Raw genomic sequence first — 24,105 nt, 5'->3', positions numbered from 1 at the left:
GCCACGCCTGCCTGTCGGCGCGGCATCCCAGCTCATCTCGGGGTCAAACCAGATCGTCAGCGAGCCCCGGCGCTTGACTGCTTCATTGTAGGCTGGCCAGTTCCTGGTCTTGTAGGTCGGGGGTATGGGTCTGCTCATGCAGCCTGACTAACAGACTGGATTCGCAAGGTGAAACCTTCACAGCATTTGCGCAACATGTATAACCGCCCCTTGCGCAAGAGGGTTTCTGGATCAGTTTCGCGCGGTGTCGGGTGCTGACATGTATCCGGCCTCTGTTGCGGCCATCATCACGCCGCGGGCCCGTATGGTGTTCGCAGGTCGGGTCCAGATCAAAGCCGCGTGCTCGATGGCACTCTGTTGCGCTCTGGTCCTCCCGATCCCGTCTCACGACCGTGCGCCAAACGTCTCCTTGCCCTCTTCCGCTCCGACGTCCTCGCGACCAGTGACGGCTTACGCCGCAGCGGTCGGAGACTGGTAGGCGCCGCCTCGGGCCATCAGCGCCCAGACGATCCGCGCCATTTTGTTCGCCAGCGCGACCCGCACCAGCATCGGCGGCTTGCGCGTCAGCATCTCGCCAAGCCATGTGCCCGGCCGGGCAGCGGCATGAACATGCCGCTTGATGATGACGCTGTTGGCCCCGATGATCAGCAATCGCCGCAACGACCGTTCGCCCATCTTCGTGTTGGCCCCGAGACGCTGCTTGCCTCCTGTGGAATGCTGACGGGGCGTGAGCCCGAGCCAGGCCGCGAAGTCGCGCGCTTTGCGGAACGTCTCGGGGGGCGGAGCCAGAACCGCTATGGCCGTGGCAATCAGAGGACCTATCCCCGGGACTGTCATCAGGCGCCGCGCCACCTCATTCTCCTTGGCACACCGGGCGATCTCGGCATCGAGCTTGCCGATTTCCGCTCCGAGATGGGCGAGTGACGCCACCAACACCTTGAGCGTGGGGATGGCATCGGCAGGCAGACCGCTTTCCGGGTCTTCCACAATGGCAATCAGCTTCGACATGTTGGCCGCGCGCTGCGGAACGATCATTCCGAACTCGCCCAGATGCCCGCGCAGGGCATTGATGGTCTGGGTTCGCTGCCGGATAAGCAACTCGCGGATGCGAAAGACCATCGCCGCGCCTTGGGTCTCCTCGCTCTTCACCGGCACGAAGCGCATCGTCGGGCGCGTCGCCGCCTCGCAGATCGCCTCGGCATCAGCCATATCATTCTTCTGGCGCTTCACGAATGGCTTCACGTAGGCGGGTGGGACCAACCGCACGTCATGCCCGATCTTCCCGATCTCGCGCCCCCAGAAATGGGCGCCACCGCAGGCTTCCATCGCGACGACGCAGGCCGGCAGCTGTCCAAAGAATGCCAGACCTGATCTCTTCGCAGCTTCTTGCGCAGCACCGCCCGGCCCGTAGCGTCGGCACCGTGGACCTGAAACACATTCTTCGCCAGATCGAGCCCGACCGTGATAATCTCCGACATGACCGCTCTCCTTTGTGGATCCTTGCAGACCCACCTTGGCACATCGATGCCGTCGGGGGGGCACACCATCAAAGCCGCAAATCCTCATGAAATGCGCGGCCCGCCTCGGCGTCGTAGCACCGGTAGGCGCAATAGTGCTGCTGCAGGATGGGCGAGGGCGCCCGCCCGCACAGGGTCTTCGTCATGATGTATGTTGCCTTCGTGAGTGTCGGCATTACCCGGTTTCCAGCGCCGCGGGGGACCGTAACGCCTTCCGCGTCGAGCTTGAGTGGGGGGATAGCAAGCTTTGGTATCTAATCGTTGACAATCTCCTAGCGAGGGCTTTAAAGATAGATGTCTAAGCTATGTTTCGCAAACCACCGATCCGGCCCCCGTGTTCCGGATGTCGGACGGGAGAGGGGCGCGACGCAGGGCCAAACGGGAGGACATGATTATGCGTTTCACTGCAATCGCGATGGCTGCCGGCCTCGCCGTCTCGGCGACGGCTGGTCACGGCCAATCGCTCAACCTCACTCTTTCAGGCGGGAACCCGGGCGGCCTTTGGTCGCTGCTGGGCGCCGGCATCGACCGCGCCGCGCAGGTGGCGGACACCTCGGCCGTGGTGACCTATCAGGCTACGGGCGGCGGGTTCGCCAACATCGGCCTGCTGGGCGCCGGGCGCACGGATCTGGGCCTGGTGCACGACGCCGAGGCGCAGCTCGCGCTGGGAGGCGAAGAGCCCTTCCGCGGGCCGATCACGAACATGCGGGCCATCGGCTACATGTACAACTGGGCGCCGATGCACTTCTTCCTCGACCGCTCGATGGCCGAGCAATACGGCATCGACAGCCTGGACGACATCGCCGGCAGCGGCGCGCCGATCCGCATCGGCATCAATCGCTCGGGGAACATCACCTCGAACATCGCGCTGATGATGTTCGAGCTGGTGGGGGTGACCGACGAATCCCTGGCCGAAGCTGGCGGCCAGTTCGTGCGCGCCGGCGCCAATGAGCAGGGCGAGCTGCTGCAGGACGGACGGCTCGACATGATTACCAACGGCATCTTCATCAACCACTCGTCGTTTCGCGCGGTGGACACGAATGCTGACGTTGTGCTGCTGTCGGTCCCGCAGGAGGTCATCGACGCCACCAACGAGCGCTTCGGCACCGGCCAGATGGTCATTCCCGCTGGCAGCTATTCGAACCAGCAGGCGGACGTGAACACCGTGACGCTGGGGGCGCTGCTGGCCGCGACCGACGCGATGAGCGACGACGACGCCTATGCCTTGACCAACGCCCTAATCACCAACATCGACGAGGTGCGCGCGGTTCACAGCGCGATGCAATCCCTGACGCCCGAGTTGCTCGCCACGCCCAGCGTGCTCGAGTTCCACCCCGGCGCCGCCCGTGCCTACAGTGAGGCAGGGCTGTCGCAATGATCGGGACACTCGTCTCCACTGGCCGCAGGAGGGATCTTGCGGCCGGCCAGCAACGGGCCATCGTCGTGGTGGCCGCGATCTTCTCGGCCTGGGTGATCTACGCCAACCTCTTCACCATCTCGGATCCGCTAGTTCTGGGCATCCTCTTCGTTTCGGGGATCTACGCGATCATGTTCGCGGCGATCGGTGCCACGCCGAACGCTCCCGACCGCATCCCGTTCTATGATATCGCCCTGTCGCTGCTCAGCCTGGCAGCGGGCATCTTCTTCTTCGTGAACGCCACCGCCATTGCGGACCGCATCAGCCTGCTGGATCCGTTCACGCCCGCGCAGCTCTTCTTCGGCATCTCGCTACTGCTCCTGACCCTCGAAGCGACGCGCCGGACCACGGGCATGGGACTTACCATCGTGGTCGTGGCCTTCCTGGCGTACAACTGGTTCGGCTACCTGCTGCCGCCGCCCTTCGGGCATGGCGTCGACGATTTCACCTACCTGCTCGATATCTTGGTCTTCACCACGGATGGCGTGTTCGGGGTGCCGATCCAGGTGGTCGCCAGCTACGTCTTCCTGTTCGTGATGTTCGGCACTTTTCTGTCGAAAGCGGGTGGGGGCGAGTTCTTCTTCAACCTCGCGGCGCTTCTGACCGGGCGCACCCGCGGCGGTCCGGCGAAGATCGCGGTGATTTCCTCAGGGCTCTACGGCACGATGTCGGGCAGCCCGACCTCGGACGTGGTGGCGACGGGCTCGATCACCATCCCGGTGATGAAGCGACTGGGCTACAGCGCGCGCTTCGCCGGCGCGGTCGAGGTCGCGGCCTCGACGGGGGGCAGCGCGATGCCTCCGGTGATGGGGTCGGCCGCTTTCATTCTCGCCGAATATACCGGCGTGGATTACAAGGCGGTGGTCGTCGCCGCCGTGGTGCCCGCACTGCTCTACTACCTCGGCGTCTTTAGTCAGGTCCACCTGCGCGCCGTGCGCGAAGACCTGCGCCCGTCCGAGGACGAGATGCCGACCGTAGCGCAGACGTTCCGCACGGGCTGGGTCTTCCTGCTGCCGATCATCGGCATCGTGGTGGCGCTGCTCTCGGGCTATTCTCCGACCTTCACCGCCGGGATCGGCGTGATGGGTGTCATCATCGCCTCGACGCTGCTGAAGGCGACGCGCCTGTCGCCGTGGCAGGTGATCGAGGGCTTGGGCGAGACCACGCTGCGCATCCTGCCGGTGGCTGGCGCCTGTGCCGCCGCGGGTCTGGTGATCGGGGGCCTGTCGATGACGGGGCTGGGTATGAAGGCCGCGAACCTGATCCTGGTGATTAGCAACTCGCAGCCGATCCTGACGCTGGTTATCGCCGCTGTCGTGACGATCATCCTGGGTCTCGGCATGCCGACCCCGAGCGCCTACATCCTGGCTGCCGTGCTGGTCGGTCCGGCGCTGGCGCAACTGGGCTATCCGGTGCTGCAGAGCCACATGTTCCTGCTGTACTTTGCCGTTCTCTCGGCGCTGACCCCGCCGATTGCGGTGGCGGCCCTGTCGGCGGCGGCGATTGCGCATGAAGACCCGTTCAAGATCGCCTTCACCTCGGTGAAACTGGCCTCGATCGGCTTCATGCTGCCCTTCGCCTTCGTCTGGAACCCGGCACTGATGCTGCTGGCCGACCCGCTGTCGAATACTTTGGCCGTGGTTGGGGGCGTGATTGCCACGCTGTCCGTGGCCACCGCGGTCGAGGCCTTCGCCAGCAAGCCGGTATCGCCGGCGGAGCGGGTACTTCTGCTAGGCAGTGCGGTTGCGGCGGTCGCGCCCTTCCAGCTGCTCGCGGTCGCGGGCATCGCGCTCGGGGCAGCCATGTTGGCACGGCACCTGGTGGCGGGGCGCCGGGCCAGCGTGCAACAGAACGCCGCCGGCTGATGCCACCCTGGCGCAGCCTAACAGATCGCGCGGCCCGGACCCCTCCGGGCCGCGCGTCCTTTTGCAAGAGAGACCGACGTGACCCATCCGACCCAGACCGCAGAGCGACTCACGACGCAGAGCCCCTCCGCCGTGCCGCCGCAACAACCGAAGTTCTGGAAGCGCTGGGCGGTCAGCATGCTGGCCGTCTATCCCGCGCTTATCGTCCTGGTGCTGGCCACGCGGCCCTTCACCCAGGGCATGCCAATGGCGGTCTCGCTGTTCATCGTGGCGCTGCTGCTGACCGGATTGAATGTCGGGCTGATCCTGCCATTCCTGAACAGGAAGTTGGGGCGCTGGCTGGCTGCGCGCTGAAGCCGGAACGGGCAGGGCGGTACGATTTCATATATGTGAAATGTCGCAATGATCCCGCCGGCAATCAAGACAAGGTGCTCTCCGCCAAATAAGCTTAGATAGCTTACCCTTTAGGTTGAGCAGCCAATCCAGACCAGACTGTCCGCCCAGGGGCGGCGCAGTCGGAACGCTACGGGAGGAGCGAGCGACATGACTTCATCCACCACATTCACCAACAAACTGCGTGCCCTTGCGGGCGCTTCGGCGCTGTCGGCCGCGACGCTGGGCCTGACTGGTGCCGCCGAGGCACGCGACTTCCGCCTGCTGTCGGGCTGGGATTCCAGCTATGTTGCGGTCGACGTGCTGACGTCGTTCATCGAGACGCTCGACGAAGCCGTAACCGAGGGCTTCGGCGTCAACGTCATGGGCCCCGAGACCGTGCCCCCGTTCGAGCAGTTCGACCCGGTGTCGCGCGGCCTGTTCGACCTGCTGTTCACCAATGGTGCCTATCACTTCAACCAGACTTCGGTGGGAATGGCGCTGGACGGCCTGTCGGGCGATACCGAGGCCTTGCGCGAAGCCGGAATTTGGGACGCGGTGGATGCCGATTACCAGGAGCAGGGGTTGAAGCTGATCGCTGTGCTTTACGACCTGAATGGCTACCACATCATGCTGAACGAGCCGGTCGGCGAGAACGGCCTCGAAGGACGTCGCGTGCGCGGCACGCCGATCTACCACCCGGCGATCAACGTGCTGGGTGGCTCGCCCGTGGTGCTGCCGGGCGGCGAGATCTACCCGGCGCTGGAACGCGGTGTGATCGACGGTGCGGCCTGGCCGACCATCGGCGCTCTGTCCTACCGCTGGTTCGAGGTCGCCGACTACATGATGCGCCCGACCTTCGGCCAGGTCGGCCATCTGGTGTTGATGAACCTTGACACCTGGAACGACCTGTCCGAGGAAACCCGGGCCGAGATCGAGACCGCCGCGCGCGAGTTCGAGATCGAGGCCAATGGCCTGTTCGACACGCTAGTCGCCGAAGAGAGCGCCGCCCTGGAAGCAGAGGGCATGAGCGTGACCGAGCTGTCCGAGGAACTGGCGGGCACGCTCAGCTCGGCCTGGTTCTCGGGCGTGATGGACCTCGCGGCCACGCAATCGGGCGAGGCGATCGAGGAAATTCGCCGTCTGGCAACCGAAGCCGATCTCGACGGCTGATCGGGGCCCGGCCCCTTCCGACGCGCGGCCGCTTGGTGCCGCGCGTCTTTCCGTCCCCCGGTCGTCCTTCTCGGCCCATTCTCTTCGGCCTTTCCGTTCCAGGAGCTTCCCTCCATGCGACCGATCCTGACGCTTCAGGACGTGCTGACCCGGCTGATGTTCTTCATCGGCGTCGGTGCGCTGGCAGCCATCGTGCTCATCTACGCCTTCGAGGTCGTCTCGCGCTATGCCTTCGGCGCGCCGACCCTCTGGGCGAGCGATTTCGTTTCCTTCCTGCTGCTGATCACGGTGTTCAGCACCGCGCCCTGGCTGACCCGCGAAGGCGGGCACGTGGCCGTGACTATCCTGCCCGACCTGGTCGGCCGGCTGCGCCAGGTGATCCTGCGCGCGGGCTTCCTGGTGGCGGCGGCGACCTGTCTCTGGGCTGCCTGGCTTTGCATCGGCGAGGTGCAGCACCTGGCCTCGCGCGGGACGGCGACCCTGACCACCGTGCGCATTCCGAAATGGATCCTGGTGGCCTTCATCACCTATGGCGTGGCCAATTCCGGCCTGTATTTTCTGCGCCTCGCCTTCGGCCAGGCGCTTTCCGAGACCGACTCCCAACCCGAGGTGACCCATGGTTGAAGGTATCGCCGCCGTCGCGACCGGCGTGGGGCTGCTTCTGGGCTTCATGGCCGTAGGCCTGCCCGTCTTCGCGGCCTTCCTGCTGGTCAACCTGCTGGCCGTCGCGGTCATCATGGGACCGATGGGCTACGGCATGTTCGTCAACTCGCTCTACGAGACGACGACCACGCAATCGCTGGTCACCATCCCGCTGTTCATCCTGATGGGCGAGATCCTGTTCCGCTCGAACTCGGTCGAGGTGCTGTTCCGGTCCATCGACACGCTGGTCGGTCGGGTGAAGGGGCGCCAGTACGTGCTGTCGATCCTGCTGGCCACGGTGTTCAGCACCCTGTCGGGTGCTGCGATGGGCGTGGCGGCCATGCTGGGCCGCTCGCTGCTGCCGGGTATGATCGCGCGCGGGTACGACGCGCGGCTGTCGGCCGGCACGATCCTGGCCGGCGCCAGCCTGGCGCCGCTGATCCCGCCTAGCGTCCTGGTCATCATCATTGGCACGCTGGCCGGCGTGTCGATCGCCGGGCTGCTGATCGCGGGGATCATCCCGGGGCTGATGTTCGCGGGCATCTTCCTGGGCTATTGCTTCATCCGGGTCTGGCTCAACCCCTCGCTGGCGCCCGACGAGCCCGACGACGGCACCCGTGCCACGCTGGCCGACAAGGGCTGGGCGCTGCTGCGGGTGGTGCCGTTCTCGATCATCATCCTGATGGTGATGGGTCTGATCCTGGCCGGGATCGCCACGCCGACCGAGGCGGGCGCGATGGGGGTCATCGGCTCGCTCATCACCGCCGCGATCTATCGCAACCTGTCCCTGAAGATGATCGGCGAGTCGCTGGTCTCCTCGGCCAAGGTGGCGGCGATGATCCTGTTCATCATGGCCAGCTCGAAGCTGTTCAGCCAGCTGCTGGCCTTTACCGGCGGCGCCTCGGCGATGACCGAATGGGTCGTGGGGCTGGAACAGTCACGCTGGGTGATGCTGATCCTGCTGATGCTGCTGCCCTTCGTGCTGTGCATGTTCATCGACCAGATCGCGCTGATGCTGATCGTCATCCCGATCTACCTGCCGATCATCGAGGAGCTGCAATTCGATCCGATCTGGTTCTGGCTGCTGTTCTTGGTGAACATCACCGTGGGGGGCATGACCCCGCCCTTCGGCTACACGCTGTTCGCGCTGAAAAGCGCGTGGGAGGATGCCAGCCTCGGCAAGGTCTTCTCCTCGGCCTGGCCCTTCGTGCTGCTGTACCTGCTGGGCATGATCGTGCTGGCGCTGGTTCCCGGGCTGACGACGCTGCTGCCGTCGATGCTGTGACAACCCTCGGCGCGGCGGCCCCGGTCGCCCGCCCCCTGCAAGACAAGGAGGGCTCCATGCTCGAACCGATCCTGCCCGACAACCTGGGCCTCTACTACGGCAATGCTTGGCACGCGCCGCAATCCGGGCGCACCGATCCGACCTTCGACCCGGCAACCGGCAAGGTGCTGGCCCAGGTGGCCACGGCGGGCGAGGCGGATGTCGACGCGGCCGTGGCAAGCGCCCGCGCGGGGTTCCGCGAATGGCGCGACGTGGCGCCCCTGGAGCGCGCGCGCGTGCTCAAGGAGATCGCCGCCATCATCCGCAAGCACGGCGACGAGCTGGCGCTGCTGGATTCCGCCAATTGCGGCAACCCCTATACCGAAATGCGCGGCGACGCGGGCGTCGCCGCGGCGCAGATGGAATTCTTTGCCGGCCTCGTCACCGAGATGAAGGGCGACACCATCCCGATGGGCCCCGAGCGCATCAACATGACCCTGCGCGAGCCGTTGGGCGTGGTGGCGCGGATCCTGGCGTTCAACCACCCGCTGATGTTCTGCGGCGGCAAGATGGGCGCACCGCTGGCTGCGGGCAACGCGGTCATCATCAAGCCTCCGGTGCAGGCGCCGCTCTCGGCGCTGAGGCTGGCCGAGCTGATCGACGGCCTGCTGCCCAAGGGTGTCTTCACCGTGCTCCCCGGCGGGACGGAGGCGGGCGCGGCGCTGGCCTCGCACAAGGGTATCGACAAGGTCACGCTGATCGGTTCGGTGGGGGCCGGGCGCGCGGTGATGCGCGCGGCCAGCGACACGCTGAAGCCGGTGCTGCTGGAACTGGGCGGCAAGAACGCCCTGATCGCCTATCCGGACAGCGACCCCGACAAGGTGGCCAACGCCATCGTCGCGGGCATGAACTTCAGCTGGTGCGGGCAGAGCTGCGGCTCGACCAGCCGCGCCTTCCTGCATGACGACCTGCACGACGCGGTCGTCGAGCGGCTGGAGGCGGATGTGTCGCGCTTCAAGCCGGGCATGCCGACCGATCCCGCGACGACGATGGGCGCGCTGGTCGGGCGCGAGCATTTCGACCGGGTGATGGGCTACATCGCCTCGGGCAAGGCAGAGGGCGCGCGCGTCGTCACCGGCGGCAACGCGGTGACCGAGGGCGCGATGGCGGACGGCTGCTTCGTCGAACCGACGATCTTTGCCGATGTCACGCCCGACATGCGCGTCGCCCGGGAAGAGATCTTCGGCCCGGTTCTGGTGCTGCGCCGCTGGTCGGAAGAGGGGGCGATGATGGACGAGGTGAACGGCCTCGACGTGGGCCTGACCTGCTCGATCTGGTCGAAGGACCTGGCCACGGCGCATCGCGCGGCGGCCCGCGCGGAGGCCGGCTTCGTCTGGATCAACGAGGTCGGGCGGCACTTCCTGGGTGCGCCCTTCGGCGGCTACAAGCAGTCGGGCTTGGGGCGCGAGGAGGGGATCGGCGAGCTGATCTCGTTCACGCAGGAGAAGAACATCCACATCAACCTGGGCGGCCAGTAAGCCTTTATCCGGACTGTGGGAAAAGGAAAGGGGGCGGATCATCCGCCCCCTTTTTCGTGTCTCAGCGGGGCGCCAGCCGGCCCACCGGGTCGCGCTCCCGCAGCCAGTCCAGGAGGTCTGTCAGCTGGCGGTCGCGCTCCTCGACGATCTCGGCATAGGGCGCGTCGTACTCGTACCAGCCGCGTCCGGTGATCGCGCCCATGTGCCCGGCCTCGGCCAGGTCGCGCAGCGCCTTGCGGCCCTTGTAGTTCTCGTCCCCGGTCTGGTGGTACAGCGAGTCCGTGACCGCCAGCGCCGTCGCCTTCGACACGATCAGATCTTCGGTCAGCAGCGGCCCCCACAGCGCGAGGCGCGGCCCGATGCTCAGCCGCACGGCCGCGTCGATATCGTCGCGGCTGGCGATGCCCTCGTCCATCAGGCGATAGATCTCGGTCAGCATGGCGAACTGGATCTTGTTGATCAGGAAGCCCGGCCGCTCACCGCAGGCGACGCCCACGTGATCGATGGATTCGACGAAGGCCCGGCCCCATTCCACCAGCGACGCCGGGGTGAAATCGGCGTGGATCACCTCGATCGAGCGGATGATGTGCCCGGGCGTGATATAGTGCAGGCCCAGTATCCGCTCCTTGCCGTTCACCCTGGCGCCGATGTCCGACAGCAACAGCGACGAGGTGTTGGTGGCCAGAACCACCTCCGACGGGCAGAGCGCGTCCAACTCGGCGAACAGCGCCTGCTTGGTCTCGAGCTTCTCCTGCACCGCCTCATGCACCATGAAGGCGCCCTTCACGGCCTCGGCCAGCGAGGGCTCGGTGCGCACGCGTGCCAGCATCGCGTCGACGGCGGCCGAGTCGTCTGCGAAGGTCGCGGCGATCGGGCGCGCGCGCTCGGCAAAGCTGGCCAGCAACTCGGTATTCATGTCGCACAGCGCGACATCATGGCCGTGGTGGGCATAGAGCGTGGCGATCACGCAGCCCATGAAGCCCGCGCCGACGACGCAGATCGTGCCGGACGACGGCGGGAGGGGGATGGAGGGGGCGGTGTCGGGCATGGAACCTCGTCTGGTGTCAGGGCGCGGTCGGGGCGTGCCCGCCGCCTGCCGAAAGGGATGAACGGGGAGGGCCGTGCCACTGCGCAATCGCGCGCGCATCCTGCCGTCTCCCTTGCCGACAGCCTTGCGAAATCGGGCCCCCGGTCAACGCGAACCGCCCCGCATGGCGGATATTTCGAGGATGTGAATTCTGCCCGAAGGCCCGCGCGCCGGCTGCGGGACATCCGCCGGGGCCGCGTCGCGAACCCTTTCCGCAGCGCCCCGATTCGCCTAGATTGTGACAGGGCGGAGCGGGCCGGTACGGGTCGCCGAGCCGTGTGAATCGGAAGGGCAGGGGAGATGACCGCAGACAAGGTGAAATCCGCTGCGCGGGTGTTTGAGATCCTCGAGTTCTTCGCCAGTCACCGACAGCCTGCCCGGCTGCACGAACTGGGCGCCGCGCTCGGCTATCCGGTTTCCAGCCTGACCGCGCTTTTGCGTACCATGCTGGACATGGGTTACATGACGCTCGATCCCGCGACCCATGCCTATCTCCCCGCGCCCCGGCTGCAGACGTTGACGGGCTGGATGCAGGTCGACGATTATGAGCAGACCGTGCTGTTCGATGCCCTGTGCCGTCTGCGCGAGGCTGCGGGCGAGCCGGTGGTGCTGGCCGCGCCCGCCGACCTGCATGTCGATTACGTCACCTCGCTGCACCGGCAGGAGGGGCGCAACACCCATATCCGCGCGGGCGACCGGCGGCTGATGGTGCAGAACGGCACCGGCTGGCTGATGCTGGCGCGCGCGCCGCGGCCGGTGGCGCTGCAGATCTACCGTCGCACCGTGGCCGAGGGGCTGATCTCGCCGCGCGACTACCCCCAGGCGGCCTTCGAGGCGGTGCTCGACGCCAATCGTGATACCGACGTGTCGATCCTGCACGCGCGCGACCTGCTGGACATTCCGACGCACCGCACGGTGCATTGGGATGCGTCTATGATGTCGACGCTGATCCCGGTGCCGCCGGGGCACGCACGCCCGCTGGGCATCGGGATTCATGGGCCGACGGAGCGCATATCACGCCGCGCGGATGAACTCTCCGAGCTGCTGCGCCGGACGTCGGCGGAGCTGGCGGCGCGCCTCGAAACCGTCTGAAGAGGCGCGCGCAACTCTGAACAAGACCATGAAAAAAGGCCCGCACGATTGCTCGTGCGGGCCTTCCCTGCGTGCGCCTTGGGAGGAAAGCGCCAGCGCGTCACTCGGCCGCTTCGGCCGGGTCATGGGCGACCAGCGTGCGCCAGTCGACATCCTTGGGATAGACCCCCTCGTGCGAGGCGATGCGCGACTGCAGCGCGAAGCTCGCGGTGCCGATCGCCGGGCCGCCCTCGGCCACCTTCTGCGCGGCGTCGGTCATCAGTCGGCGGAACTCGACGATGGCGAGGTCCGAGGCGCCCAGCACGTCGGTATGGCGCTGCACGCGGCTGCCCATCGACACCCACATGATGATGTCCTCGTTCGGGATGCCCGGAACGCCGGTGAAGTGGCCTTCCTTCATCAGCTCGCGGTCCTGCTTGAAGTCGTTGTCCAGCGTCCGAAGCGTGCGCCACTTCTCATCCAGGTCCTTGCCCGGAACAGCGTGGTTGAAGGCGCGCCATTCCTCGGTCGAGGGCACTTTCGGGCCGCCGAAGGCGAGGAAGTGGAACGCAGTCTCGTCGTCGTTGATCGGCACGATGACGCTGGCGACCTTGTAGGCGTTGTTGGGCGGGATCAGCGAGTAGTATGGCGCCACGAACTCGGTGATGCGCAGGTAATGATGCGTTGCTGCGTTCTTGATCGGCTTGCGGATCGCTGCGTAGTGGAAGCCGTAGCTGGTGGTCTCGGTCTGCATGCGCGGCGATTTGTCGGTCGACGGGCGGTACCACGATTTGTCATCGGCTGCGGCACTTTCCACGCGGGCCGGTTTCATCGTTGATGAATGCAGCGACGAGGAATGCGCGCTGTCGATCTGTCCTTCGTGGATCTGCGCCCAGTTGGCGGGGACACGGATCTTCAGGATGGCGACCGGGGTGTCTTCGGTTGGGGCGAAGGCGGGGGGCTGGAACTCCGGCATGTCGGTCTTGTCGCCGAGCCACGCCCAGACGAAACCGCCCCATTCGCGCACCGGGTAGGAACGGGCCTTGACCTTGTCCATCAGCGGGCTTCCCTCGGGCTCGGACGACATGGCGACGACGTTGCCGTCCACATCCATCTTCCATCCGTGGTACAGGCAGCGCAGGCCGCAATCCTCGTTGCGACCGTAGACCAGCGAGGCTTTGCGGTGCGGGCAGAGCTCGTCGAGCATGCCGAGACGGCCCTTGGTATCACGGAACGCGACGTAGGATTCGCCAAGCACTTCGACGCGCAGCGGCTTGCCGTCGTTCTCCGCCACTTCTTCCATCAGGCAGACCGGCGTCCAGTGCTGACGCATCAGTTTCGCCATCGGCGCGTCACCCGTCACGCGGGTCAGGACTTCGTTCTCTTCGGGGGTCAGCATCTCGTACTCCTCCTGCGGCCCGGGCCCGTGAAGGCCAATCTCGAATGCTTGACAACATATACTTAGCTATCTAAACGAGCAAGGGCAGATACACGTTTTTTGGGAGGGGCGAATGGAGCTCATCAGGATGCGCGTCGGTGCAAGACGCGCGCTGACCCCGCAGATCACCGAATTCACGCTGGTTCCGATGGAAGAGGGCGCGCTGCCCGGATTCACGCCCGGCGCGCATGTCACGGTCGAGACGCCCTCGGGGGCAATGCGGCGCTATTCGCTGGTCAACGACGGCACCGCGCCGGACCATTACAAGATCGCCGTGAAGCGCGAGCCGGCCAGCCGGGGCGGCTCGGCCTCGATGCATGACGAGGCGGTCGAGGGGTTCGAGCTGAACGTCGAGGCGCCGGAAAACGACTTCCCCATGGCCGACGCGCCGCGCTACCTGCTTATCGCGGGCGGCATCGGGGTCACGCCGATCTCGGCCATGGCCGCGCATCTTGAGCGCGAAGGCAAGGATTTCAACATCATCTACCTCAGCCGCAGCGCGGAAGAGGCGGCCTACCTGGAAGACCTGACCACCGCTTACGGCGACCGTGTCCTGGCCCATCACGACGAGGGCGACCCCGAGAAGATCTACGATTTCTGGGACCATTTTGCCGAGCCGCAGAAGCTGAATGTCTATTGCTGCGGGCCAAAGCCCCTGATGGACGAGATCGAGGCGATCTCGGGCCATTGGCCGGAAGGCCGCGTCAACTTCGAGGATTTCAAGCCCGTCGACGTTGTGCGCGCCGATGACGAGGCCTTCGAGGTCGAGCTGAAGAAGACCGGCATCACGCTGACCGTGCCCGCCGACCGTTCGATCCTCGAGGCTATGCGCGATGCCGGGTTCCCGACCGTCAGCTCGTGCGAGAGCGGCACCTGCGGCACCTGCAAGACGCGACTCCTGGAGGGCGAGGCCGATCACCGCGACATGGTGCTGATGGACGAGGAAAAGGCCGACAAGATCATGATCTGCGTCTCGCGCGCCTGTTCGGGCGGGAGGCTGGTCCTTGACCTCTGAGCCCGCGCAAATGCCCGTCAGGCTAGGCGTCGTCGGGCTGGGTCGCGGCTTCATGCTGATGATCCCGACCTTCACCGCCGATCCGCGCGTGAAACTGGTCGCCGCCGCCGCCCCCCGCGCCGAAAGCCGCGCGGCGTTCGAGGCCGAGTTCGGCGGTCGGACCTATGACGACATCGTGCCGCTTTGCGCCGATCCTGAGGTGGAGGCGGTCTATATCGCCACGCCGCACCAGATGCACGCCGACCACGTCTGCACCGCGCTGGCCGCCGGCAAGCATGTGCTGGTCGACAAGCCGATCGCCATCTCGATGGCGGATGCCGACCGCATGGTCGCGGCCGCCGAGGCCTCGAGCAAGCATCTGATCGTAGGCCCCAGCCACAGCTTCGACCCGCCAGTCGAGGCCGCGGCGCGCCTGATCGAGAGCGGTGAGGTGGGATCCCTGCGGATGATCCAGGCGTTCAACTACACCGATTTCCTCTACCGCCCCCGGCGCCCCGAGGAACTGCGCACCGAAGAGGGCGGCGGCATCCTGTTCAGCCAGGCGATCCACCAGATCGACGTGGTGCGCCGGCTGGCCGGTGGCCTTGCCACCCGAGTCACCGCGATGACCGGCGCCTGGGATCCCGCGCGCCCGACGGAAGGCGCGTTCAGCGCGCTCATCGCCTTTGCCAATGGATCCTTCGCCAGCCTGACCTATTCCGGCTACGCGCATTTCGACAGCGACGTCTGGATGGATAATGTGGGCGAGCTGGGCCAGCGCAAGGACCCCGCCGCCTATGGCAAGGCGCGTCGCGCCTTGCAGGGGCTCGACGCCGAGGCCGAAGCCGCGCTCAAGCAGACCCGCACCTACGGCAGCGGGGCCGGGCTTATCGAGGCGGAAAACAACGAGCATTTCGGCCCGGTGATCGCGCTGTGCGACCGCGCCGACCTGCGGCTGACGCCTGCCGGGCTGGATGTCTTCGGCGACATCGAGCGCCGCTTCGTCGAGGTGCCCTTCGGCCCCGCCCCGCGCGGACCTGTCATCGACGCGCTGGTCGGCGCCGTGCGCGAGGATCGCGCGCCCGCCCAGACCGGCGCCTGGGGCCGCGCGAGCCTCGAAATCTGTCACGCGATCCTGGAATCGGCGGCCTCGGGCCAGCCGGTGGATCTGCAGCGCCAATGCGGCATCACGTAAAGGAGGAACACGTGTCCGATCTGAAACTCTCCCTCGCCATGGGGAATTACGACCGCACGCGGGCCATCGTCGACGGCCGGGTCAAGATCGACGGCGTCGATCCCGTGCCGATGCTGCTGTCGCCCGAAGAGATGTTCTTCCGCGCCTTCCGGCACGAGGCCTTCGACATCTCGGAGCTGTCGCTGTCGTCCTATTCGATCTCGGTCGCGCGCGGGAACCCGCATTACGTCGCGATCCCGGTGTTCCTGAGCCGCGCGTTCCGTCATACCTCGGTCTATATCCGCACCGACCGCGGCATCGACCGGCCCGAGGATCTGAAGGGCAAGCGCATCGGCATCGCCGAGTACCAGCTGTCGGCCAACGTCTGGGTGCGCGGCATCCTGGAAGAGCATTTCGGCGTGAAACCCTCGGACGTGACCTGGGTGCGCGGCGGCATGGACACGCCGGGCCGCCCGGAAAAGATCGCGCTGACGCTGCCCGACGACATCACCATCGAGCAGGCGCCCGAGGGTGCCACGCTGAACGGCATGCTGGCGGCGGGCGAGATCGACGGCTTCATCGGCCCGCGCTGGCCGCGCTGCTTTGCCGAGGGCCATCCCCATGTCGGCCGCCTGTTCCGCGACAGCATCGGCGCGGCCGAGGAGTATTTCCGCCAGACCCGCATCTTCCCGGTGATGCACGTTCTGGGCGTGCGCCGGACCTTGGTCGAGGAATACCCCTTTCTGCCCGCAGCGCTGCTCAAGGCGTTCTCGGAGTCGAAGAAGCTGGCCGAAGAGGCCTTGAACGACACCTCGGCCACCAAGGTGACGATGCCCTTCGTCGAGGACACGCTGAACCGTGCCCGCGCGCTGATGGGCCCCGATCCCTGGAGCTATGGCGTCGGCGCCAATGCGCATGTGCTCGACAAATTCCTCGACTACCATTTCGCGCAGGGCCTCTCGCCGCGCCGGGTGCAGGTCGACGAGCTGTTCCACCCCTCGACCCTCGAAGCCTACAGCCTGTGAGCAAGGAGGCCCCATGAGCCGTTACCAACCCGGCGATATCGTCGAGATCCGGCTGGAGCAGGGCCTCGCCTATGCCCAGCTGACCCATGAGCACGAAAGCTACCCGCCCGTCGTGCGCCTGTTCCGGGGGCTGAGCGACAGCCGCCCCTCCGATCTGGAGGCGCATGTCGCGCAGGCTCCGCGCCTGACGGCGATGATCCCGCTGGAACAGGCGCTGGACCGGCTGGGGCTGGCGCATGAAAAGGCGGGCAGCGCCGCGCTGCCCGAGGACGAGCGCAAGTTCCCCACCTTCCGCATGCCGATCCGCGACAAGCAGGGCGAGATTGTCTATTGGTGGTTCTGGGACGGGCAAGGGCTGAGCTATTCGGTCGAGCTGGACGCGATCCAGGACAGCCTGCCGCTGCGCGAGGTGATGTCCTCAGCCAGGTTGCTGCAGGAATTGCAGGCCCCGGCCTGAGCACGAAACACGACAGGTCCCCATGATCCCCTTTATCGGCGAGATCTTCGCCATCCTCGCCGCCTTTTGCTATGCCTTCGGCTCGGTCGCCGCGACCAAGAACGCGCGCGAAAAGGGCGGGCGGGGCAATGCCGTGCTGCTGTCGATCGTGTTGACGGCGCTGTTCTCGGGCGGGTTGTGGCTGATCATGGGGCCGTCGCTGCCGCCGATTGACACAGGCTTCTGGATCGGCGTGGCGATCTTCGTCGTCGCCGGCATGCTGGCCACGGTGCTGGGGCGGATCTTCTTCTTCCGCTCCATCGAGCTGGCCGGCGCCATCGAGACCGGGCTCATCCGCCGGCTGATCCCGGTGTTCGCCGCCGTGCTGGCGATCCTGTTCCTGGGCGAGAGCCTGACCATCGCCAGCGCGCTGGCCTTCGTGCTGGTCTTCGCCGCCGTGGCGCTGGTGGTGTTGTCGAACAGGGGCCAGATCGTCGCCGATGACGAGGACGCCCGGCGAGCGGCCGGCGAGCGCAACACCGGCCGTGTCCTGGCGCTGATGTCGGCGGCGAGCTATGGCGGATCCTACGTGGCGCGCAAGTTCGCCATGCGCTGGCTGCCCGATCCGCTGATCGGCGCCTTCATTGGCGCGGTAGCCGCCTTCGTGTGGTTCGCCGTCGCAGCCCTGTTCAGCGCCGCCTATCGCCGCCACCTGAGCGAACTGTTCCGCCGCCCGACCGGCTGGCAGCTGGTGGCGGCCGCCTTCGTATCGCTGGGCCAGACCGCGCAATTCGTGGCGCTCAGTTTCACCACCGTCACCGCCGTGGCGATCATCGGCACGATCGAGATGTTCCTCGCGGCCTGGCTGGCCGCCTGGGTCCTGCGCACCGAGGATCGCCCCGGCCCGATCTTCGCGCTGGCTTCGCTGATGGCGATGGCAGGCGTGATCGTGCTGGCGCTGGTGCGCACCTGAAATAACACAAGAATTCCGAAACGGGAGAGAGACAGATGACCAGGGAAACCGACCGCCCCACACCCTGCGAGGTGAAGACGCTCTACGGCAGCGACGCCATCGCCGAGATGCTGCGCCGGCTCGACACGCCCTACGTCGCGCTCAACCCCGGCTCGAGCTTCCGGGGCCTTCATGACAGCATGGTCAACTACCTCGGCAACCAGGATCCGCACATGCTGCTGTGCCTGCATGAGGAACACGCGGTTTCCATCGCCCATGGCTGGGCCAAGATCACCGGCAAGCCGATGACCGTGGTGCTGCACGCGAATGTGGGCCTGATGCACGCCGCGATGGCCATCTACAACGCCTGGTGCGACCGCGTGCCGATGCTGATCCTCGGCGCGACCGGCCCGGTCGACGCGGCCAAGCGTCGGCCCTGGATCGACTGGCTGCATACCTCGCGCGATCAGGCGGCGGTGGTGCGGCCCTATGTGAAATGGGATGATCAACCGGCGTCGCTGGCCGCCTCGCTGTCGTCGCTGATGCGGGCGATGCAGATTACCACCTCGGCCCCGATGGCGCCCACCTATGTCTGCTTCGACGTGACGGTGCAGGAAACCGCCATCGAAGCCATGCCCGCGCTGCCCGATCCCGCGCGTTTCGCAGCCCCTCAGGCCCCGGGTGCGAGTGCCGCGCAGGTCTCGGCCCTGGCCGACATGCTGGCCGAGGCGCAATCGCCGGTGATCCTGATGGGCCGCGTCTCGCGCGATGAAGGGGACTGGGCGCGGCGCGTGGCGCTGGCCGAGTATTTCGGCGCCCGCGTCATCACCGACATCAAGACCGGCGCCGCCTTCCCGACGCGCCACAAACTGCACGCGGGCGCGCCCGGGTTCTTCCTGTCGGCTGAATCGGTCGAGGCGCTGTCGGGCGCGGATCTGGTGCTGTGCCTCGATTGGGTGGACCCGGCCGGCACGCTGGCGCAGGGCAAGCTGGGCGCCGGGGCCAAGGTGGTCAACGCCACGCTCGAGCCGATGCTGACGAACGGCTGGTCGATGGATCATCAGGACGTGGTGGCGAGCGATCTCACCATCCTGACCGAGGCCGATGCGCTGGTCGCGGCGCTGTGCGAACGGCTGGGGCTGGAACCCGCCGCACCCGCGCCCCGCACGGCACCCGCGCCGCACGGGCAGGAGCCCGATGCCGTGCTGTCGCTCGACGCGCTCTCGCATGTGCTGCGCGCGGGGCTGGCCGAGGATCCGCACACGCTGGTGCGTCTGCCCCTGGGTTGGGACGGTCGCCATTGCGATTTCACCGGGCCGCTCGATTATCTGGGCTATGACGGCGGCGCAGGCATCAGCTCGGGCCCCGGCATGGTCGTGGGCGCGGCGCTGGCACTGAAGGACACGGGCCGCATGCCGGTCGCGGTTTTGGGCGACGGCGATTTCATCATGGGCGCGACCGCGCTGTGGACCGGGACGCATCAGAGCGTGCCGATGCTGATCGTGGTGGCCAACAACCGCTCGTTCTTCAACGACGAGATCCACCAGGAACGCGTCGCCCGCGACCGCGACCGCCCGGTCGAGAACAAGCATATCGGCCAGGCGATCGACGAGCCGGATATCGACATCGCCGGCCTCGCGCGGGCGCAGGGCGCGGTGGGCATCGGCCCGGTCGCGACGGTGGCCGCCTTCGAGGCCGCGCTGGCCGATGCCGTGGCGCAGGTGCGCGCGGGCAAGTCGGTGGTGATCGACGCCCGCATCCTGCGCGGCTACGTCAAGGAGATGGCCGAAGGCATGACCGCGGAACAGGACGGCTGAACAGAATGGCTATGCGGGGCGTCGTGGATGGGCAACGGGTGACACGAAACGGTTGAAAAGACATCTAACCCTTGTGTCCTGCACGGGAAATCAGCACAAATGGAAGCGACCCGTCGCCGGCATCGCGCTGGCGACGGGGCTTTCGTTTCTGGCCGATTGAGACCGTTCCACATGGATGAAACCGCGCCCTCGGGGCATGAAGACTTCGATCCCAAGCTGACCGAAGAACGCCTCGCGCGTCTCGTTCGTCTCGCCGCCAGGGCTTTCAACCGCTCGCTGCAGATGCGCCTTCAGGACGAGGGGATCACCTTCGGCCAATGGATCTTCCTGCGCATCCTTTGGTACAATGACGGGTTGTCGCAGCGCGAGCTGAGCCAGCGCGCGCATCTGACCGAACCCACCGCGCACGCCGCGCTGACCAAGCTGGAGAAGCAGGGCGTGATCACGCGGCAGAAGATGGACGGCAACAAGCGGACTTTGCAGATCTTCCTGACGCCCAAGGGCTGGGAATTGCGCGACCGGCTGGAGCCGATGGCGCATGACGTCAACCTGATTTCGCTGAAGGGGCTGGAGGAGGACGAGGTGCGCGTGCTGCGCAAGGGTCTCCTGGCGATCATCACCAATCTCGAGGCGGATGAGAACGCCGCCGCCGAGCAGGGGATCAAGGTGCCCGCGACCCGGTCGAGCTTCTGACCGGGGCGCAGGCGGGTTGGTGGGGCAGGGCGCCGTTCAGGCGCCCGCCATCTCGCGCATCAGCGCCGCGTCGAGCGAGACCACGTCGGCATATTTTGCCTGCAGGTCCAGCAGGCTCTGCTCATGTGCGGGCTGGCTGCGGTCGCCCACCGCCTCGCGCACCACGATCGGACGGAAGCCGTTCTGCAGCGAGTCCACCGCCGTCGCGCGCACGCAGCCCGAGGTCGTGCAGCCGGTGATCACCAGCGTGTCGACACCCTCGGCTACCAGGCGGCTCGACAGATCGGTGCCGAAGAAGGACGAGGCGTATTTCTTCACCAGCGTGCGTTCTCCGGCCGCGAGGCTCAGCCTCGGGTCCAGCTCGGCCCCGTCGCCGCTGGCGGCCAGCGTCTTCAATCCGCCCTGTTTCAGCGGCCAGATCCCGGCGTCCGACAGATCCGGCTCGTCGTAGCGCACGGTGGTAAAGAACACCGGCTCGCGGCGGGCCGCGAAATCGGCGATCAGTGCGTTGATCGCCACGATCTGCGACGACAGGTCCGCGCCCAGCGGCAGGTCGGGATTGGTGAAACCCTTGATGACATCGATCACCACCAGCGCCGAGCGGCGGCCGAAACCGATGGTCTGCCCGAAGCCACGGGCCTTGAAGGCTTGTTCGTCCATGAAGTTTCTCTCAGTTTGGATCCCGGAAGCCCAGGGATCGGGATATGGAATGGGCATAGAGGCGGTTGAGCCGCCCGGTATCCTCGCGCCGGCCGTCGCGGCTGCCGTCGCGGTCGTAGATCGTGCTGAGCACGCCCACCGGCGCGCCGGTCTCGTCGCGGAAGGCGCAGGCAGTGCCCTCGATGTTCTCCAGCCCGCTGCCGAGGTTCTCGGCGTAACCCAGGTCGCGGGCGGCGGTGACGCGCTCGGCCAGACCCTCGTAGGTCAGGCCGCTGTCTTCCAGGTGGCGGCTGATCTCATCGCGGCGCGAGGTCAGCTCGACCTCGGGCTTGGCGGCGATATAGGCGATCTGGAAGGCCACGAAATCGGACCAGCCGTAGATGATTCGCCAGATCGGCACGCGGGTGCCCGTGGGCCAAAGCCTGCGCATGGGATGGGCGATCGGCGTACCGATCCGATCATAGAGGGTCAGTTCCTGGCGTTCCTCGGCTGCCAAAGTGATGTGCACGAGGCAGTTCGCCTTGAGCGCGAGCCCGTCCGCGTCATTCAGCGCAAGTTGTCCTGCGCGCGAGTGCAGCCATACCTCGTAGCCCATCTCCCAGTAGCGCAGCGAAGGGCTGTAGCGGGACTTGGTGTTCTTGTGGACGAATCCATACGCCGCAAGGGTTTGCAACAGGCGGTGCACGTTGCTCTTGGTCATGCCGAGAGCCGCCGACAGGTCGCTGATGCCCGCCGGCGCCTCGCAGGTTGCTAGGTGCCGCAACAGGATCAGCCCCTTCGAGAAGGACTTGTCGAGACCTGCCTTATTGTTGGGCAGATCGGGGCTTTCGTCGGTCATGCCGCACGCCTTACTTGACGGAAAGAAATGTGAAAAATTAGTCGCAAATTACGGTACAAGCTTTCTACAATATAGAACAAGGGAGGTCAATATGATCCGCCATACCGGAAAGCCCCTTATCACCACCGCGCTTTCGTCCGTGCTGTTCGCAGGTGCCTTCACCGGCCCCGCGCTGGCGCAGGAGCTGATCGAAGGGCATCTCAACATCATCGGCTCGGCCAGCTTCATGCCCCTCTATGCCGAGCGGGAGATGCCGTTCTGGACCCAGACCCTGGCCGAGGAATCCGACGGGCTCATCACCGCCGACGTGCGCCCGTTCAACGCGTTCAACGAGGCCGGCCTCAACGGCACCGAGCTGTTGCGCCTGCTGCAGCAAGGCGTGGCTGATGCAGCGACGCCGATCCTGAGCTACCTGGCTGCCGACGACCCGATGAGCGAAGCCATCGACCTGGCCGGCATCGCCCCCGACTTGGCCAGCGCCCGCGCCGTGTCCGAAGCCTGGGCGCCGGTTCTCGACGCGCATTTCGCCGAGCGCAACGACGCGCGCGTGCTGGGCGTTCTGGCCTATCCGTCGGGCGCTGTTGGATAAATCAGCTGGCGAGCGCAATCCCCCTTTCCCCGGGCACACTTACCCTGCGGCCACGGTCATCGGGATGCCGAGTGCCGTGAAGCGGTTGAGGACCGCCACCCGGATCTGGACCTCCGCCACCTGGCGGTCGAATTCCCGGGACATCAGCCGCTGGCCGAGCAGCTTCACGCAGTTCATTCTCGTCTCGACCCTGCTGCGCCGGCGGTACCCGCTCCAGTTCCGCCAGAGTGCCCGGCCCAGGTGCTTCGATGCTCGCAGGATCTCGTTGCGTGCGCGAGCTCCTGCCGTGTCCGGCTTCCAAGGCCGGGCGTTTCGACGGGGTGGAATGATCGCTGTTGCTCCACGGGCCGCAATGGCATCGTGGCAGGCGCGTGTGGCGCAGGCACCGTCAGCCGAGACAGTGGCGATGTCCTCGTTCGCCGAGATCTGGGCGAGAAGGTTCGGCAGCATCGGGGCGTCGCCGACATTGCTTGAGATGACCTCGACCGCCCGGATCGCTCTGGACGCTCATTCGGTAGAAGCGCCGCATGTTGACGGCCGGGTCGATCCGCTTGAGACCGATCACGGTCGGGAACACCTCGAGCTCGTGCAGTAGGTCGAGCATTGAGCAGCCACCTCTTCAGCGGCCAGTTTTTCAGCCGGCGCTCGGCGTCTCCACTCAATTGGAACCAAGGGCCGGGATTGGGGGCTCGCGCCCCCACCTCGAACTTCATGACCGGGATCGGACGCCTCGATGTGTTGAACTTGGATCTGGCGCCCATGCCAAGCGTGATCCACGCCGTACATCTGGGGCGGCATGGCATGCGCCCGGCAGTGGCGCAATTGCTGGATTGGCTGAAAGTCTCTGCGAAACGCCTTGTATGACGGACCCGTGCGGCACGAGGCGAACAGATATCTTCCGCAAACAAAGGAAACCGATCAGGCTGATCTATGTGGGCGTCGCCGACGCAGATACCTGCGCGTTCAGCCGTGAAAATCTTCCTTGAATCTGTCGATCTGATGCATGCGCTCATGCAGGATCGCGACGATACCGATATCGCCGTCGGACAGTCGGCGCCAATAGACGATGTGGTGTTCGTACCGAAAGAAGAACCCTTCGACGCCGAACTCTGCCGGGATCAGCTTTGAGGCGACGCCATGGGCCTCGATCCGTTCGAACGCTTCGAACATGCCGGTGATGTAGCGGTCCGCCTGGACCTCGCCCCATCGGTCGCGCGTATAGCGGTAGATGTCATCGAGGCGGAGTGATGCCGCCTCCTGAACCCGGATCGCCATCTGGTCAGGCCCGGTTGCGAGCGATGACTTCGGCGGCCGTCAGCGGCCTGTAGCTGGTCTCGGGCGCTGCGAAGGCGCGGGTCAGCTCGGCCTTCAGCCGGTCGAAAGCCTCCTGCTCGGCCCGCTCCTTGTCTCGCCGGATCAGGTCGCGCACGTATTCGCTGATGTTCTCGTAGGAGCCGTTCTCGCCGACATTGGCCGCGACGAAATCGCTGAGCGCACCGCTCAGACGGACGGTCATGGTCGTGGTGCGGGACATGGAAGGCTC

The 24,105-nt window shown here is 66.2% G+C and carries 23 protein-coding genes and 3 pseudogenes; 16 read left to right on the top strand and 10 right to left on the bottom strand.

The genetic code is table 11. The features are described from left to right. Nucleotides 1-138, bottom strand: a pseudogene (locus tag G0Q01_RS09070) (IS5/IS1182 family transposase); the annotation flags it as partial. 312 nt (nt 139-450) lie between these two features. Further along, nucleotides 451-1,478 (bottom strand): annotated as a pseudogene (locus tag G0Q01_RS09065) (IS110 family transposase). Nucleotides 1,479-1,911: 433 nt separating this feature from the next. Here G0Q01_RS09065 and G0Q01_RS09060 point away from each other — a divergent pair. The 7 genes from G0Q01_RS09060 (at nt 1,912) to G0Q01_RS09030 (ending at nt 9,788) form a co-directional block, all read left to right on the top strand. Next, a complete protein-coding gene (locus tag G0Q01_RS09060; protein ID WP_018065884.1) occupies nt 1,912-2,895 on the top strand; it encodes a TAXI family TRAP transporter solute-binding subunit in 984 nt (327 codons plus the stop codon). Further along, nucleotides 2,892-4,799: a TRAP transporter fused permease subunit gene (locus tag G0Q01_RS09055; protein WP_089849673.1), complete on the top strand. Its 1,908-nt coding sequence runs from the start codon at nt 2,892-2,894 to the stop codon at nt 4,797-4,799. The genes G0Q01_RS09060 and G0Q01_RS09055 overlap by 4 nt, the downstream gene beginning before the upstream one ends. Before the next feature lie 78 nt (nt 4,800-4,877). Continuing rightward, the gene (locus tag G0Q01_RS09050; RefSeq protein WP_089849675.1) at nt 4,878-5,153 is read left to right on the top strand and encodes a hypothetical protein; all 276 of its coding nucleotides are present in this window, start codon (nt 4,878-4,880) and stop codon (nt 5,151-5,153) included. A 189-nt stretch (nt 5,154-5,342) separates the two neighbouring features. Beyond that, nucleotides 5,343-6,344: a TRAP transporter substrate-binding protein DctP gene (dctP, locus tag G0Q01_RS09045; protein WP_018065881.1), complete on the top strand. Its 1,002-nt coding sequence runs from the start codon at nt 5,343-5,345 to the stop codon at nt 6,342-6,344. Between the two features lie 114 nt (nt 6,345-6,458). After that, entirely contained in the window at nt 6,459-6,968 is a 510-nt protein-coding gene (locus G0Q01_RS09040) for a TRAP transporter small permease (RefSeq protein WP_018065880.1), read from the top strand. Beyond that, complete coding sequence (locus G0Q01_RS09035) at nt 6,961-8,271, top strand: TRAP transporter large permease subunit (RefSeq protein ID WP_089849677.1); 1,311 nt, start codon at nt 6,961-6,963, stop codon at nt 8,269-8,271. The genes G0Q01_RS09040 and G0Q01_RS09035 overlap by 8 nt, the downstream gene beginning before the upstream one ends. Nucleotides 8,272-8,327: 56 nt before the next feature. After that, a complete protein-coding gene (locus G0Q01_RS09030; protein ID WP_089849679.1) occupies nt 8,328-9,788 on the top strand; it encodes an aldehyde dehydrogenase family protein in 1,461 nt (486 codons plus the stop codon). A gap of 61 nt (nt 9,789-9,849) precedes the next feature. On the opposite strand, the gene G0Q01_RS09025 is transcribed toward G0Q01_RS09030, so the two are convergent. Next, nucleotides 9,850-10,836 carry a 3-hydroxyacyl-CoA dehydrogenase family protein gene (locus G0Q01_RS09025; protein ID WP_089849681.1) on the bottom strand — a complete coding sequence of 329 codons (987 nt, stop codon included), beginning with the start codon at nt 10,834-10,836 and terminating at the stop codon, nt 9,850-9,852. A 339-nt stretch (nt 10,837-11,175) separates the two neighbouring features. Between G0Q01_RS09025 and G0Q01_RS09020 the strand changes: the two genes are divergently transcribed. Further along, entirely contained in the window at nt 11,176-11,967 is a 792-nt protein-coding gene (locus tag G0Q01_RS09020) for a helix-turn-helix domain-containing protein (protein WP_089849683.1), read from the top strand. A gap of 100 nt (nt 11,968-12,067) precedes the next feature. Here G0Q01_RS09020 and G0Q01_RS09015 read toward each other — a convergent pair whose 3' ends face one another. Beyond that, nucleotides 12,068-13,345 carry a Rieske 2Fe-2S domain-containing protein gene (locus tag G0Q01_RS09015; protein ID WP_018065875.1) on the bottom strand — a complete coding sequence of 426 codons (1,278 nt, stop codon included), beginning with the start codon at nt 13,343-13,345 and terminating at the stop codon, nt 12,068-12,070. Nucleotides 13,346-13,457: 112 nt separating this feature from the next. On the opposite strand from G0Q01_RS09015, the gene G0Q01_RS09010 reads away from it, so the two are divergent. The 7 genes from G0Q01_RS09010 to G0Q01_RS08980 all read left to right on the top strand — a co-directional run bounded on the left by G0Q01_RS09010 (nt 13,458) and on the right by G0Q01_RS08980 (nt 20,475). Next, entirely contained in the window at nt 13,458-14,399 is a 942-nt protein-coding gene (locus G0Q01_RS09010; RefSeq protein ID WP_018065874.1) for a PDR/VanB family oxidoreductase, read from the top strand. A 10-nt stretch (nt 14,400-14,409) separates the two neighbouring features. After that, complete coding sequence (locus tag G0Q01_RS09005) at nt 14,410-15,573, top strand: Gfo/Idh/MocA family protein (protein ID WP_018065873.1); 1,164 nt, start codon at nt 14,410-14,412, stop codon at nt 15,571-15,573. An 11-nt stretch (nt 15,574-15,584) separates the two neighbouring features. Beyond that, complete coding sequence (locus G0Q01_RS09000) at nt 15,585-16,577, top strand: ABC transporter substrate-binding protein (protein ID WP_018065872.1); 993 nt, start codon at nt 15,585-15,587, stop codon at nt 16,575-16,577. Between the two features lie 13 nt (nt 16,578-16,590). After that, nucleotides 16,591-17,034 carry a hypothetical protein gene (locus G0Q01_RS08995; protein WP_018065871.1) on the top strand — a complete coding sequence of 148 codons (444 nt, stop codon included), beginning with the start codon at nt 16,591-16,593 and terminating at the stop codon, nt 17,032-17,034. Nucleotides 17,035-17,056: 22 nt separating this feature from the next. Continuing rightward, nucleotides 17,057-17,986: a DMT family transporter gene (locus tag G0Q01_RS08990; RefSeq protein ID WP_018065870.1), complete on the top strand. Its 930-nt coding sequence runs from the start codon at nt 17,057-17,059 to the stop codon at nt 17,984-17,986. A 35-nt stretch (nt 17,987-18,021) separates the two neighbouring features. Beyond that, on the top strand, nt 18,022-19,782 hold the full coding sequence (locus G0Q01_RS08985; protein ID WP_018065869.1) for a thiamine pyrophosphate-binding protein: 1,761 nt from the start codon (nt 18,022-18,024) through the stop codon (nt 19,780-19,782). Between the two features lie 171 nt (nt 19,783-19,953). Beyond that, complete coding sequence (locus G0Q01_RS08980) at nt 19,954-20,475, top strand: MarR family winged helix-turn-helix transcriptional regulator (protein WP_089849685.1); 522 nt, start codon at nt 19,954-19,956, stop codon at nt 20,473-20,475. 36 nt (nt 20,476-20,511) lie between these two features. Here G0Q01_RS08980 and G0Q01_RS08975 read toward each other — a convergent pair whose 3' ends face one another. Continuing rightward, nucleotides 20,512-21,135 (bottom strand): isochorismatase family protein, encoded by a 624-nt coding sequence (locus G0Q01_RS08975; RefSeq protein WP_018065867.1) that lies wholly within the window; start codon nt 21,133-21,135, stop codon nt 20,512-20,514. A gap of 10 nt (nt 21,136-21,145) precedes the next feature. Continuing rightward, nucleotides 21,146-21,973 carry an IclR family transcriptional regulator gene (locus G0Q01_RS08970; RefSeq protein ID WP_089849687.1) on the bottom strand — a complete coding sequence of 276 codons (828 nt, stop codon included), beginning with the start codon at nt 21,971-21,973 and terminating at the stop codon, nt 21,146-21,148. 91 nt (nt 21,974-22,064) lie between these two features. On the opposite strand from G0Q01_RS08970, the gene G0Q01_RS08965 reads away from it, so the two are divergent. Continuing rightward, nucleotides 22,065-22,562, top strand: coding sequence for a hypothetical protein (locus G0Q01_RS08965; RefSeq protein WP_089849690.1), 498 nt, complete (start codon nt 22,065-22,067; stop codon nt 22,560-22,562). A gap of 39 nt (nt 22,563-22,601) precedes the next feature. On the opposite strand, the pseudogene G0Q01_RS08960 reads toward G0Q01_RS08965, so the two are convergent. From G0Q01_RS08960 to G0Q01_RS08945, 4 genes and pseudogenes are all read right to left on the bottom strand, one after another. After that, nucleotides 22,602-23,057 (bottom strand): annotated as a pseudogene (locus tag G0Q01_RS08960) (IS5 family transposase); the annotation flags it as partial. Continuing rightward, on the bottom strand, nt 22,951-23,166 hold the full coding sequence (locus G0Q01_RS27310) for a hypothetical protein (protein ID WP_199672162.1): 216 nt from the start codon (nt 23,164-23,166) through the stop codon (nt 22,951-22,953). The gene G0Q01_RS27310 and the pseudogene G0Q01_RS08960, both read right to left, overlap by 107 nt. Before the next feature lie 359 nt (nt 23,167-23,525). Beyond that, complete coding sequence (locus tag G0Q01_RS08950) at nt 23,526-23,837, bottom strand: type II toxin-antitoxin system RelE/ParE family toxin (RefSeq protein WP_089849693.1); 312 nt, start codon at nt 23,835-23,837, stop codon at nt 23,526-23,528. Nucleotides 23,838-23,841: 4 nt separating this feature from the next. Next, nucleotides 23,842-24,096 (bottom strand): addiction module antitoxin, encoded by a 255-nt coding sequence (locus G0Q01_RS08945; protein WP_089849696.1) that lies wholly within the window; start codon nt 24,094-24,096, stop codon nt 23,842-23,844. Nucleotides 24,097-24,105 lie beyond the last annotated feature (9 nt).

Source organism: Salipiger sp. PrR007 (assembly GCF_010499845.1).
In the GTDB taxonomy this organism is placed as follows: domain Bacteria; phylum Pseudomonadota; class Alphaproteobacteria; order Rhodobacterales; family Rhodobacteraceae; genus Salipiger; species Salipiger pacificus_A.
The sequence above is the reverse complement of the archived record's forward strand: the minus strand, read 5'-3'. Positions and strand labels throughout refer to the sequence as shown.